The sequence below is a fragment of the Pseudoxanthomonas sp. z9 genome (assembly GCF_006542425.1).
Classification (GTDB): domain Bacteria; phylum Pseudomonadota; class Gammaproteobacteria; order Xanthomonadales; family Xanthomonadaceae; genus Pseudoxanthomonas_A.
In genome coordinates this window covers 84,643-98,047 of record NZ_VFID01000002.1, presented here as the reverse complement: position 1 = coordinate 98,047, position 13,405 = coordinate 84,643, and the positions used below count along the sequence as shown (strand labels likewise).

The 13,405-nt window shown below is 67.3% G+C and carries 10 protein-coding genes; 4 read left to right on the top strand and 6 right to left on the bottom strand.

From position 1 onward, the window contains the following. Positions 1 to 67 precede the first annotated feature (67 nt). Genes FG323_RS01415 through FG323_RS01405 form a run of 3 tightly spaced genes read right to left on the bottom strand, consistent with a single transcriptional unit; the run spans position 68 to position 7,754 of the window. Complete coding sequence (locus tag FG323_RS01415; protein ID WP_141452652.1) at positions 68 to 3,175, bottom strand: efflux RND transporter permease subunit; 3,108 nt, start codon at positions 3,173 to 3,175, stop codon at positions 68 to 70. Further along, positions 3,172 to 6,687, bottom strand: a complete 3,516-nt coding sequence (locus tag FG323_RS01410) for an efflux RND transporter permease subunit (RefSeq protein WP_141452651.1) — start codon at positions 6,685 to 6,687, stop codon at positions 3,172 to 3,174. Before FG323_RS01410 ends, FG323_RS01415 begins: the two co-directional genes overlap by 4 nt. Further along, a complete protein-coding gene (locus FG323_RS01405; protein ID WP_255469984.1) occupies positions 6,684 to 7,754 on the bottom strand; it encodes an efflux RND transporter periplasmic adaptor subunit in 1,071 nt (356 codons plus the stop codon). The genes FG323_RS01410 and FG323_RS01405 overlap by 4 nt, the downstream gene beginning before the upstream one ends. Positions 7,755 to 8,114: 360 nt before the next feature. Here FG323_RS01405 and FG323_RS01400 point away from each other — a divergent pair, with 360 nt between their 5' ends. Both FG323_RS01400 and FG323_RS01395 read left to right on the top strand, forming a co-directional pair. Then, complete coding sequence (locus FG323_RS01400; protein ID WP_141452865.1) at positions 8,115 to 8,525, top strand: cytochrome c; 411 nt, start codon at positions 8,115 to 8,117, stop codon at positions 8,523 to 8,525. A 5-nt stretch (positions 8,526 to 8,530) separates the two neighbouring features. Then, positions 8,531 to 8,986 (top strand): cytochrome c, encoded by a 456-nt coding sequence (locus FG323_RS01395; protein ID WP_141452650.1) that lies wholly within the window; start codon positions 8,531 to 8,533, stop codon positions 8,984 to 8,986. 240 nt (positions 8,987 to 9,226) lie between these two features. On the opposite strand, the gene FG323_RS01390 is transcribed toward FG323_RS01395, so the two are convergent. Continuing rightward, entirely contained in the window at positions 9,227 to 10,879 is a 1,653-nt protein-coding gene (locus tag FG323_RS01390; RefSeq protein WP_141452649.1) for a hypothetical protein, read from the bottom strand. Between the two features lie 15 nt (positions 10,880 to 10,894). Further along, complete coding sequence (locus FG323_RS01385) at positions 10,895 to 11,491, bottom strand: NfuA family Fe-S biogenesis protein (protein WP_141452648.1); 597 nt, start codon at positions 11,489 to 11,491, stop codon at positions 10,895 to 10,897. Between the two features lie 91 nt (positions 11,492 to 11,582). On the opposite strand from FG323_RS01385, the gene FG323_RS01380 reads away from it, so the two are divergent. Then, positions 11,583 to 11,933 carry a 4a-hydroxytetrahydrobiopterin dehydratase gene (locus tag FG323_RS01380; protein WP_141452647.1) on the top strand — a complete coding sequence of 117 codons (351 nt, stop codon included), beginning with the start codon at positions 11,583 to 11,585 and terminating at the stop codon, positions 11,931 to 11,933. A gap of 44 nt (positions 11,934 to 11,977) precedes the next feature. Next, on the top strand, positions 11,978 to 12,346 hold the full coding sequence (locus tag FG323_RS01375) for an energy transducer TonB (protein WP_255469983.1): 369 nt from the start codon (positions 11,978 to 11,980) through the stop codon (positions 12,344 to 12,346). A gap of 69 nt (positions 12,347 to 12,415) precedes the next feature. On the opposite strand, the gene FG323_RS01370 is transcribed toward FG323_RS01375, so the two are convergent. Next, on the bottom strand, positions 12,416 to 13,405 hold the full coding sequence (locus FG323_RS01370) for an RluA family pseudouridine synthase (protein WP_141452645.1): 990 nt from the start codon (positions 13,403 to 13,405) through the stop codon (positions 12,416 to 12,418).

Genomic DNA, 13,405 nt, shown 5'->3' with positions numbered 1-13,405 from the left:
AACTGCTTCATTCTTCAAACAGAAAAGCCGGCTTGCGCCGGCTTTTCCGTCAACCACGCTGTCCGCGCTATTCCGTATGCAACGCGGTCAGGCTGGCGGCCGCCGGCGCATCGCCCTTGCCACGCGCACGCCGGAGCGCCCGGACCGTACCGCTGCGCAGATCGTCGAGAAGCGCGTAGATGGTCGGCAGGAACAACAGGCTGGCCACTGTGGAGAACGCCAGGCCGCCAGCGATGGCACGCGCCATCGGGAAGTAAGGCGGACCGTCGCCGGCCAGTTGGGTGTTGCTGATCGCAATCGGCACCATCGCCAGGATCGCCGTGCCCATCGTCATCATGATCGGGCGCAGCCGCTCACGGCTGCCTTCTACCAGCGCATCGGTGCGGGACATGCCGCGCCGTCGCAGGTTGTTGATGTGCTCGATCATCACGATGCCGTTGTTAACCACCACGCCCATCAGCACCAGGATGCCGATGAAGGCCATGATGTTGAACTCGGTGCCGGTCAGCCAGAACAGCCAGAACACGCCCAGCACCGAGAACAGCACGCCGCTCATGATCGCGGAGGGGAACAGCAGCGACTCGAACACCGCCGCCATCACCACGTAGATCATGATCAGGGCGAGCAGCACGTTGAACATCATCTGCTGCATGGCTTCCTGATCCTCCTGGAAGCCGCCACCATCGAAGCTGTAGGCGTAACCCGGCGGATAGGCCAACGGCTTGAGGGTATCCTCCATCGCCTTGCGCGCTTCCGGCATCGAGACCTTGTCGGCCAGGTTGGCCTGGATGGTCAGCGTGGTCTGGCGATTGGAACGCTGTACCTCGTTCGCCGAAGGCTTGATGACCACGTCGACCATTGCCAGCAACGGCACGCTGCGACCGTCGGGGGCGCGCACGGTGAACGATTCGAGGTCCTCGGAGCCGTAGTGCTCGGCGCCGGAGAAACGCACCCACACCGGCACCTCGTTCTCGCCGCGGCGGAACTCGCGCAGCGGCGCGCCGCGCAGGGCCAGTTCCACAAAACGCCCCACTTCCTGCGCACTGAAACCAAACGCCAGCGCACGCTCGCGATCCACCCGCACGGCCAGTTCACTGTTGCGATCGCCGCTGTTCACGCGTACGTCGGTCAGCTCCTTGCGCTTGGCCAGGATCGGCACGACCTCGTTGGCCAGTTCGGTCAGGGTCTGGGTGGAGTCGCCCACCAGTTGCACCGACACGCTCTGCGCCTGCTGGCCGCCACCGCCGCCCGGCCCGCCCTGGTCGCCGATGCCGACGTTGGCCCGCGCCGACTTCGGCAGATCCTTGCGGATGGCATCGATCAGCTGCTTGCTCTCGGTGATGTCCTTGGTGTCGAGCTTGATGTTGGTGCCGCCCCAGCCCTGCTCGCTGAAGAACGAGTAGATCTGGGTGATTTTGAAGCGCTTGCGGTTGGCTTCCAGATAGGCCTCGATCTTGCCGACTTCCTGCGACATCTGCTCCTTGGTGTAGGCGCCCTTCCACTGGTAGAAGATGCGGGTCTCGCCGGCATCCTCGCCACCGAACATGTTGGTCTTCATCTGGGTCATCGGCACTACGCTGGCCGCGATGATCAGCAGGATGCCCAGCACGCTCCAGCCGCGATGGACCAGGGTCCAGCGCAGCAGGCCGGCATAGCGGCGCTGCATGCGCGGGATCAGGCCGTCTGGCTTGCTGACCGCCGGTGGCGTCTTGAGCCGCGCGGAAATCATGGGAATCAGGCTCACCGCCACCAGCCACGACGCCAGCAGCGACACCGAGATGGTGATCGCGATCTGGGTCAGGAAGATGCTCAGCATGTTGCGGTCGCCGAACATCGTCGGCAAAAACACGATGCAGTGGCAGAGCGTGCCCGCCGACAGCGCGATGGCGACGTGGCGGGTGCCAATGATCGAGGCCAGTACCGGTTGTCCCGGTATCCGCTCGCGTTCCTGGTAGATGCTCTCCACCACGACCACCGCGTTGTCCACCAGCATGCCCACCGCCAGCAGCAGGCCCATCATGCTGAGGATATTCAGGGTGACCCCGGCGAAGTACATGAAACCCAGGGTCATCACGAAACAGATCGGAATCGCCAGGGTCACCATCAGCGTCGACGGCCAATGACGCAGGAAGAAGAACAGCACCGCGATAGACAGCACCAGGCCGATACCGCCGGCCTCGGCCAGGCTCAGCAGTGAGGAGGTGACGTTGTCACCCTGGTTGTCCATTACCAGCACCTGCACGTCGTTCAGTGCCGGGCTTTCGCGAATCGCCTCCACTTCCTTCAGCGCCGCGCTGGAGACTTCCACCAGATTGGCGTTGCGCTCCTTGAAGATGTCCAGGCCCACCGCCGCGCGCCCATCCAGGCGCCGGCCATAGTCCATGCGCGCCGGCTTGAGCCGGACCTCGGCGATGTCGCCCAGGCGCAGGCCGTTGTTGTTCAGCACCAACGCGCGCAGCTGCTCGAGATCGGCCAGCTCGCCGACCGGCTGCACGCGCAGGCGACGGCCACCGTCGGTGATCTGCCCGGCCGACACCGAGAAGTTGACCGCCTGCAGGCGAGTGGTCAGCTCGTTGAGGCTGAGATTATGCGCGGTCAGGCGATCCGGCTCGATCGCGATTTCCACTTCGTTGGCCGGCGCGCCGGAGACTTCCACCCGCGCCACGCCGGGAATGCGTTCCAGCCGACGCTTGAACTCGCGATCGATCATGTCGTACGCGCCGGTCAGGTCGGTGGCGCTGGCCAGGCGTACCCGCAGGATTGGCTCGTCGGTGGTGGAGAACTTGAAGACGAAGTAGCGCTGGAGGTCATCCGGCAGATCGTCGCGGATGGCGTCGATGCGCTCGCGCGCCTCCGAGGCGGCGATGGCCACGTCGCGATCCCAGTCTGAGAACTGGATGAAGATGTTGGCCCCGTCCGAGCGCGCGGAGCTGTCCATCCGCTTGATGCCGGTCATGGTCGAGAGGGTTTCCTCGACCGGCCGCAACACCGTGCGCTCGACCTCTTCCGGGGTCGAGCCGGTGTACGGCAACTGCACCATGATGAACGGCGGCGACACGTCCGGGAACGCTTCCAGCGGCAGCCGGATCGCCGCGATCATGCCGATCACGAACAAGGACACGAAGAACATGACCGTCGTGACCGGCCGCTTGATGCTGAACTCGGCGACGCTCATGCATGCTCCGCGGCGGCTTGGCCACCTTCACCATCGATGCCTTCGGCCGAGGCGCGGTTGCGACGGCCGCGCTCCAGGTAGTAGTCATCGGCGCGGCGGTCCAGCAGGTTGTAGACCACCGGGATGACCAGCAGGGTCAGCAGGGTCGACACCAGCAGGCCACCGATCACGGTGATGGCCATCGGCGAACGTACCTCGGCGCCCGGGCTGCCGAACAGCGGCGCCACCGCGAGCGGCAGGAAGCCGAACAAGGTGCACAGCGTGGTCATCACGATCGGCCGCAGGCGGGAACGCGCACCTTCGATCAGCGCCTCGCGCTTGGCCACGCCGGCCTCGCGCAACTGGTTCACCTTGTCGATCAGGATGATCGCGTTCTTCACCACCAGGCCAACCAACAGGATCAGACCGATGAAGACCACCACCGACACCGGCGAGCGCGTCATCAGCAGCGCCAGCACCGCGCCGACCAGGGCCAGCGGGATGGTGAACAGGATGACGAACGGATGCAGCAGCGACTCGAACTGCGAGGCCATCACCAGGTAGACCAGGAACACCGCCAGGGCGAACGCGAACAGCAGCGAGCGCACCGACTCGGCGAGTTCCTCGCCCTGTCCGCCGATGTGCATGCCGATGGCCGCGCCCAGCGGTTCCTTGGCGACCATGTCGCGCACCTCGGCGACGGCGCCGCCCAGGTCGATGTCGCGCAGGTTGGCCGACACGATCGCCACCCGGATCTGGTCGGTGCGATGAATCTCGCTGGGACCGGTGGTGGACACCACGTCGGCGACCGCGTCCAGGGTTACCGGCCGGCTGCTGCCGGGATTGACGATCAGGCGGCGGATGCTCTCCACGCTGGCGCGGTCGGTTTCCTGCGCGCGCACCAGCACGTCGATCTTGCGATCGCGGAAGCTGTAGCGCGTGGCCACTTCACCGCGGACCTTCTTCACCACCACGTCGGCAATCTGGCGGGTAGTCAGGCCCAGCGCACCGGCGCGCTCCTGATCGAAGCGGATCTGGATCTCCGGGAAGCCCTCCTCCACCGTCGACTTGACGTCGGCGTAATGCGGATTGTTGCGCAGCATCGCCGCCAGCTTGCGGCCGGCCTGCTCGATCGACACCAGATCCTGGCCGCGCAGTTCCACTTCCAGCGGGGTGGAGAAACTGAACAGTTCGGGACGGGCGAAGTCCACCTGCACGCCGGCGTGTGACTGCATGGTCGCGCGCAGGCGCTCGGTCTCGGCGGCCTCGATCTTCTCGCTGCCACCACCGGCCATCACCACCGTCAGCTTGCCGATGTTCTCGCCGCTCTCGGTCGGGCTGGCATCCAGGCGGGTACCGCTGCCACTGACGCCGTATAGGGCCTGTACGCCGTCATCCTTGGCGTGCCTTTCCTGCAACTCGCGGACCAGCGCATCGGTTTCCTTCAGCGGCGTGCCCGGCGGCAGCTTGACCGTCATCTCGAAGCGATCCTGGGCCAACTGCGGAATCAGATCCGCACCCAGCATCGGTACCGTCAGCAGGGTCAGGCCAAATGCCGTGGCGGCGAAGCCCAGCACCAGCCAGGGCCGCGCCAGCGAGGCCGGCAACAGGCGCAGGTAGGCACGCTCGGCGCCGTTGTACGGCATCATCACCAGGTCGCTGAGCTTGCGCATGATCGGACCGACCACCGCGACCACGCCGCGCCACGCCTTGACCACGAACCAGGCGATGCCGAAGAACACCGAGCGGAACACCAGCCCGATCAGGTGGCTGACGAAGGCGAACGGACGCTGCCAGGCCGACTTCGGCTGCCAGCGCGGATGCGGCGCTTCCTCCGGGAACGCCAGCGGCGGGCGCCCCTTGAGCGAGCTCAGCATCGGGATCAGGGTCATCGCCACCACCAGCGAAATCGCGATGGCGATCGCCACGGTCAGCGCCTGATCGCGGAACAACTGGCCGGCGATGCCTTCCACGAACACCAGCGGCAGGAACACCGCCACCGTGGTCAGGGTCGACGCCACCACCGCCATGCTCACCTCGCGGGTGCCGGCGATCGCCGCCTGCAATATGCCCAGCCCACGCTCGCGCGCCTTGGCGATGCTCTCCAGCACCACGATCGAATCGTCCACCACCAGGCCGGTCGCCAGCGCCAGGCCACCAAGCGACATGACGTTGAGGCTCAGGTCCAACTGGTCCATGAAGAAGAACGTGGTGACGATCGACACCGGCAGCGACAGGCTGATGACGAACGTGCTCCAGCCGTCTCGCAGGAACATGAAGATGATCAGGATCGCCAGGATGCCGCCGATGACCGCGTCCTTCTTGACGTCGGCAATCGCGTGTTCGATGAACAGCGACTGGTCCTCGATGGTGGTCAGCTCGACGTCCGGCGGAATCTGGCTCTTGAGTTCCTCCAGCTTCTTCTTGACCGCGTCGGCGGTGGACACGGTGTTGGCATCACCTTCCTTGTAGATGGCCAGTTCCACCGCTTCCTTGCCTGCCAGGCGGATGATCGCCTCGCGCTCCTTGTAGCCCTGGCGGACATCCGCGACGTCCTTCAGCCGCACCGCCATGCCGCCGGCGATGGCGCTGGTGTCGCTCGAAGACGCGCTCTGCACCGAAGCCGCCGCGGCCATCGCCGCCGCCGAACCCGTGGACGCGGCGATCGCCGCCATCTGCGCGGCCGCCGATTGCGCGGCGCTGCTGCCACCGTTGGTCTGCGCGGTGATCAGCATTTCGCGGATTTCGTTGACCGTGGCGAACTGGTTGACCGTGCGCACCAGGTATCGCTGCGAACCCTCTTCCAGGCGGCCGCCGGAGATGTTGATGTTCTCCTGCTGCAGGCGCTGGATGACGTTGTCGATCGGCAGGTTGAGCTGGGCCAGCTTCTGCTGATCGATGTCGACCTGGATCTCGTCTTCCAGGCCGCCGCCGACCTTGACCGCGGCCACACCCTCGACGGGCTCGAGCTTCTTCTTCAGATCGTCGTCGGCGTAGCGGCGCAGCTCGGTGAGCAGGCGCACTGCGTCGGCGTCATTGGCCGGGGCGTTCTTGTTGGACAGCGCCAGGCGGACGATCGGCTCGGTCGACGGGTTGAAGCGCAGCAGCACCGGGGCCTTGGCCTCCAGCGGCAATTGCAGCACTTCCATCTTGTCGCGGACTTCCAGGCTGGCCTGGTCCATGTCCGTGCCCCAGGCGAATTCCAGCACCACGTCGCTCTGGCCGGTGCGCGAGACCGACTTGAGCTTGCGCAGGTTCTTGACCACGCCCAGCGCTTCCTCGACCGGCTCGGAAATCAGGGTCTCGATTTCCGACGGCGCCGCACCGGTGTACTCGGTGCGCACGGTCAGGGTGGGATAGCTCAGATCCGGCAGCAGGTTGACCTTCAGGCTGCCGAGGGCGATGACGCCGAACAGCAGCATGGTGACCGTGATCATTGCGATGGTCACCCGGCGGCGGGTGGAGAATTCCACCAGGCCGCCGCCCAGCCGCCCCTGCGGCTGGGTCTCATGGGGATCCGGATGGCCGCTCATTGCTTGCTACCAGCCTCGACGGCCTGATCCTTCGCAGCCACCGCCTTCGGGGCGGGATCACCGATCACCTGCACGGCGCTGCCATCGCGCAGGGCAACCTTGCCGGCGGTAACCACGCGATCGCCCGCCTTCAGGCCTTCCCGGACTTCCAGCCATTCGCCATCGGCATAGCCCAGCTTCACCGGTACCCGCGCGGCCTTGCCGTCGCGGACCACGAACACCGCCGGATCGCCATCGTCCAGCAGCGCGATGCGCGGCACCACCAGCGCATCGGCACGCTGGTCGTAGTCGATGCGGATGCGGCTGAACATGCCCGGCTGCAGGGTCTTGTCGGCGAACGCGCAGACCACCCGGAAGGTGCCGCTGCCGGCATCCACCACGCTGGCGACGCGATCGACCACGCCTTCGAAGGTCTTGCCGGGCAACGCGTCGGCCTGCAACAGGACCGGCAGGCCGGCTTTCAGGGTCGCCAGTTCGCGTTCGGGCACGTTGAGCGTGGCTTCCAGCTTCGAGTTGTCGACGATGCGGAAGATCGGCGTGTTGATCTGGACGAAGTTGCCGGTCTTGATCGAGCGCGACGCGATCGTGCCGGAAATCGGGGCTACCACCGTCGTGTAGGACAGTTCCAGCTTGGTCAGGTTGTACTGCGCGCGCGCGTTCTCCAGGTCGAACTTGATCTGGTCCACGTCGTTGGCGCTGATCATCTGCTGATCGACCAGTTGGCGGGCGCGGTGGTAGTTGTTCTCCAGCTTGCGCATCTGCGCCTCGGCCTGGGCCACGGCCAGGCGCGCGCGATCCGGATCCAGCCGCACCAGCGCCTGCCCGGCACTGATCTGCTGGCCTTCCTCGACCATCACCGCCAGCGCCACGCCGGAGGTCTTGGCGACCACCTGCGACTCGGCACGCGGTTCCAGGGTGGTGGTGCCGGTGTAGCTGGCGGCCACGGCGCGGCGGCTGGCCGTCACCGCTTCCACCGGCACCGCGTCGGCGGCCTTGGCCTCGGCCCCGTTCTTGGCCTGGGCTTCGGGCGCGGGGCCGCCGCCCTTGCAGGCTGACAACACGAGCATGCCGCAGAGGACAGGCAGCATGGCCAGGCGCAGGTGGGAGCGGCCGGATTGGGGGTGGGCTCGGGACATGGGGTGGACCGTGGTGGTGTTGTTTAGGTGTTGTATGAAGGTATATCACCCATTCAGCCGGAATCATGCGCCGAAGGTCATGGTGACCAGCTTCCGTAATGGCCGCTTTTGCGGCGACGATGTGCGCGGCGTGACCGGATCCGGTTGCCGCCAAGGGTGCATCGACCGTGCGGCACCGGCGTGACCGTCCGGCGGATGGCGGCATTCGTGACGTTAACGTTATACTTCGCGAAGCCAAGCGCTGCGGTTGGACGCGGCGCGCGCAAATGAGAGTCCCGGATTAACGACATGATGCGACCGCTTCCGCTCGCCGCTTGCCTTGCCTTGGCCGCCGCCCTGCCGATGGCCGCCCTGACCGCCCAGACCCCCACCAGCGACGCCGCGCCCGCGCCGACGCCTGCTGCTGCGGCTCCGGCGGCTGCTCCCGCCGCCCCCGCCGCCGCGCCGATCACCGGCAACGCCGACAAGGGCCGGACCCTGACCTACACCTGTCAGGGCTGCCACGGCATCACCGGCTACAAGAACGCCTACCCGAACTACCACGTGCCGCGCATCGGCGGCCAGTCGGCCGAATATCTGGTCAATGCGCTGACCGAATACAAGAAGGGGGCCCGCAAGCACCCGACCATGCAGGCGCAGTCCGAAAGCTTCTCGGATCAGGACATCGCCGACATCGCCGCCTTCCTTTCCACGGTCAAGTAATCGCCATGCCCAACGCCAAGCACGCCCAGCGTCTAGCCATCGCCCTGCTCGCCGCCTTCGCCCTGGCGGCATGCTCCAAGGTGGAAACCAACGAGACCGCCGCCGCCGATCCCGGCCACGCCAGCGGCGAGCACGGTTCCAGTTCCTCCGCCGGCCTCCCGGCGGGTCGTATCGCCGCCGGCGAGCAGTTGGCCAATGCCAAGGGCAAGGCCACCGGTCAGAGCTGCATCGACTGCCACGGTGCGGACGGCAATGCGCCCATCGACGGCACCTACCCGAAGCTGGGTGGCCAGTACGCCGACTACATCGCGCATGCGCTGCAGGCGTACCGCGCCGGCGATCGCCAGCACGCGCTGATGTCGCCGCAGGCCGCCGGCCTGAGCGACCAGGACATCTCGGATCTGGCCGCCTACTTCGGTTCGCGCGAGTCCAAGCTGCGCGACCTGCACGGCGTGCACTGAAGCGCGACAGCAGGAAAACATCCTCGTTGGAGACGGAGCCGCAAGGCTCCGTTTCTTTTTGCGTCGGCGATATCCGCAACGCCCGGCCCCCCTCATCGGGCCTGGATTCGGGCCGGGTGCCGCATGCCATGCGGTCTTGCATCATTGTGATGCCATCGCTGGATGGTTGGTCCGAAAACGCCAGATGTTTCTCCAAGTCGTATACCGCGCCACGAACGGCTACACCCGTGGCGCCCGGCATCAGGAATCGGTGGGAATCGGCGTCCGCTTGGTGGGGATTTCCGGTGGCGGTCGCGCCGAAGCCGGTTGTTCGTTGAGGTTGGGATCGAACAGCCCGCAGCCGCCGCCCAGTTGCAGCACGGACACCACGCAGCGGATTTTCTTGCGGGTGCCGGGAATTGGAATCACCGCTTCGCGGATGTTGCGCCGGACCCATTCGGCCAGCAGCGATTCGTTCGGGACCCAGTATTTGTCGAAGCTGGTCGGTTCGTAGTCGTAGGGTGGACGCTGGAGCCAGGTGCCGGAGCTGTCGATCTTCTCGCGCGTCCACTGGTCGTTTCCGCCGCCAGGCGCGCCGCGCTCGCTGGCGGTTGCCGGCCCCTCACCGGCACCGGCGCCGGTCGGCACCCGCACGCTGCCATCGGCGTTGAACAGGCCCGGCTTCTGCCCGGCATTGGCGCCGCTGTCGCCAGCGACATTGCGCCGCGAAGCCCCCCAATCATCGCCGCGCTGCGGTGTGGCCCAGCCGCCGCTGCGATCGGCCTGCGCCGGTCCCGATCGTGTCGCCCCGGGCTGCAGGCCTTTCGACGCCGAAGGCGTGGCCGCCTGCGAACCTGTGCCGGTATCGCGGGCGGTGGCCGGGGCCGGCGTGCTCGCCGCACTGGCATTGCCCTGCGTCGTGGCCGGGCGCGGCGCCGGAATCTCGCGTTCGCGCACGCCCGGGGCCGGCTGTTGCAGATCGCGCACCGGCGCCACCCGCGTCGGCACCTGCGCCGTGCGCACCTGTGGCAACGGCGCGGCGACCTCGCGCTCCTGCACCTGCGGCACCGGTCGGTTGATTTGCGGTGCGGAGATCCCGCGCTGCGTCTCCACGCGCGGTACCGCCGGGGTTTCCAGCACGGTGACCTCGCGCTGCGGCACGCTCAGTTCGCGCGGGGTGATCGTCGGCGCGGTGACCGCGTCGCGACGCAGGTTGGGCGGCGGCAACACGTACTCGGTGGTTGGCGCCGGCACTTCGGTCACCTGCACCGGCTGCGGCGCCTGCGGTGCCGGCTCGGCAACCTCGCGTTCGCGCACCTGCGGTGTTTCGGTCGCCAGCGTCGGCGACGGCGGCACGAACTCGGGCATCCGCCGGGGCGTGGCCACCGTACTGGCATCCTGGCTCGCGGCCTCGCCACCGGAAGCGGCCGGCGCCGGCGAAGCGGTTGCCTGCGGCGCGCCGCCACCGGTTTCCTCCGGCGTGCCGCGACCGACGAATTCGACCTGCACGCGGCTGCTGTCGCCGGCTTCCGCCGGCGAGGGCGGCAGGCGCACCACCGCGACCCAGACCAGCAGCAGCACGAACAACAGGTGCATCAGCAGACTGGTGAAACCGGCCAGCCAGCGGATGCCGCGTTCCTCGCGCGGCGGTGGATCCCAGTCCTGGTAGAACAGCGAACGCAGACCGCCCCAGAACCCCAGCGCCGGCGCAATCGCGCCGGGTGGCGGCGGCGGTCGCAGCATCAGATCCGTGACGATGGCTTCGGACCTTTCGCGGGTGATGATGCCGAGCCGTTCCGGCAGCGCGCGCAGCCAGAGTCCCCAGCCATACGGCAGGCCGGTGTGACGCTCGAGTATGGGAGCCGCCTTGCGCGGCAACAGCGCCTGGATGATGAGTTCGGCGGCTCGCGTCACCGGCGCGGGGCTGCGTCAGGCCGCGTTGCCGCGGGGAATGTAGGGAGCCGCGCCGGTATCGTGATCGGTCGCATCGCGCACCGCCGTCACGCCGGGCACGCGCGCGAGCAGGGTCTTCTCGATGCCCTGCTTCAGGGTCACGTCGGCCATGCCGCAACCATGGCAACCGCCGCCGAAGCGCAGGTACACCACGCCTTCGCCGGTCACCTGCTCCACCGCCACCTTGCCCTTGTGCTGGGCCAGCTGCGGATTGATCTCGTTCTCCACCACCCAGCGCACGCGCTCGACCAGCGAGGCGGACTCGGCGGGCACCTCGCCCTTGATCTTGGGTGCCTTGATGGTCAGCTGGGTGCTGGCGCCCTGGTAGACGTAGTCGATCTCGGCCCCATCCAGCCAGGCCACGCTGTCGGCCTGCACGTACAGGGTGAATCCGTCGCAGTCCACCGCCCACTCGTCGCCGGCCAGATCGCGCGGTTCGGCGAACTCCAGACGCGCATCGGCGCGCGGAGTGCCCGCATGCACCGCGCTGAGCCGCACACCGAGACCGGGCAGCGACTCGCGCTCGATCAGTTTGCGGAAATGGGCCTGTGCGCTGTCGGAAATCTGGATCATGCGGGGTATTCTAGCGTTCCGGTCGGGGCTTGCCCGTCCGGACCATCGTAACGTGTGCCGGCGTTCAGCGGACCGGCCTTTCGGAGGACCCATGACCGACCTGATCCCCCTCGCCCAGGCCCATTGCGTGCCCCTGCGCGGCGGCGAGCACAAGCTGGGCCAGGCCCGCATCGCCGAACTGATGCCGGAACTGCCCGGCTGGGAGCTGGTCGAGGACGGCCATGCGCTGTGCAAGACCTTCGCGTTCGCCAACTACCACGAGACCATGGCGTTCGTGAACGCGCTGGCCTACGTCGCCCACCGCGAGGACCATCACCCGGATTTGGGCGTACATTACAACCGCGCGGTGGTCCGCTATTCGACCCACGATGTTGGCGGACTCAGCGAAAACGACTTCATCTGCGCGGCCAAGGCCGAGGCACTGGTCACCGGAGCTCCCTGATGAGAATTCTTCCCCAGTTGGCGACTTGCACCGTGCTGGCGGCAATGCTGTCCGCCTGCGGAGGTTCCGGTACCCCGACCGCGCCGGTGGCGGCACCGACCGAGCTTGCGGCGGTCGATACTCCCCCGCCCGAGTATCCGATTGAACTGGCCTGTGCCGGCATCGGCGGCGTATCGACCCTGAAGGTCGTTGTCGGCATCGAAGGCATCCCGACCGAAGTCGGCGTGTTCAAGAGCAGCGGCCAACCGGCGCTGGACGAGGCGGCGCAGAAGGCGGTGCATGGCTGGCAGTTCAAGGCCGCAACCCGCAATGGCCAGGCGGTCAGCCAGACGATCCAGGTGCCGGTGACCTTCACCCCGCCCGCGGAACGGCCGAACCAGTGCTTCGCGCTGGATTCGCAACGCCAGGGGTGAACCCGCGCCGCCGGGATGGTTGCTGGCATGGACGCCGGCGCGAGCCCAGCCCGCTCATTGGCCGGCGGCTCACCCCAGCCGGTTCAGCACTTCCGCCAATTCCGGTGCCAGCGGCGCGTTGAGCAGATAGGGCGTCTTGCCGCCGTCGAGCGCGAATTCCAGCGAGGCGGCGTGCAGGAACAGCCGCTTCAGACCGGCTTGATCGCGCAGGCGCTTGTTGACCGCCGGATCGCCGTACTTGTCGTCCCCGGCCACCGGGTGCCCGAGGTGTTGCGCATGCACGCGGATCTGGTGGGTGCGGCCGGTCTCGATGACGACCTCGCAATAGGAGTGCCCGCCGCGCCGCTCCAGTACACGGAAATGGCTCAGCGACGCCTTGCCGGCGGGATTGACCTGCACATGCCGCTCGCCGCCCTGGCGCAGGCCGACATGCAAGGGCGCGTCCACGCTCATCACGCCGTCCGGCATCCGCCCCACCAACAGGGTCAGATAGCGCTTCTCGATGCCGCGCCCCTCGTCGCTGTCGTTCTCGCGCATCAGCGCCTGCAGTTCGGACAGCGCGGAACGCTTCTTGGCCATGATCAGCAGGCCGGAGGTATCCCGGTCCAGGCGGTGGACCAGCTCCAGTGTCTGTCCCGGGCGCAGGGCGCGCATGGTCTCGATGGCGCCATGGCTGATCCCGCTGCCACCGTGACTGGCCACTCCGGACGGCTTGTTGATGACCAGCAGGCGGGCGTCCTCGAACACGATTGCCGCCTCCATCCGTTGCAGGAACCCGGTCGGCGGCGGTGCCTTGTCTCCAACTTCGGTGAGATTGACGGGGGGAATCCGGACCTCATCGCCCGCCTCCAGTTTCCGTTCCGCCTTGGCCCGGCCACCGTTGACCCGGACCTGCCCGCTTCGGACCAGCTTGTAGACCAGGCTGCGCGGCGCCCCCTTCAGCTGGCCCAGCAGGAAGTTGTCCAGCCGCTGGCCGCCGCGATCCTCGGGCACCCTGACCAGGCGGACGGCGGCTTTGGTTCCGGCGGGGGGCGATGAGGCGGGGGGCGGAGCGGTCAT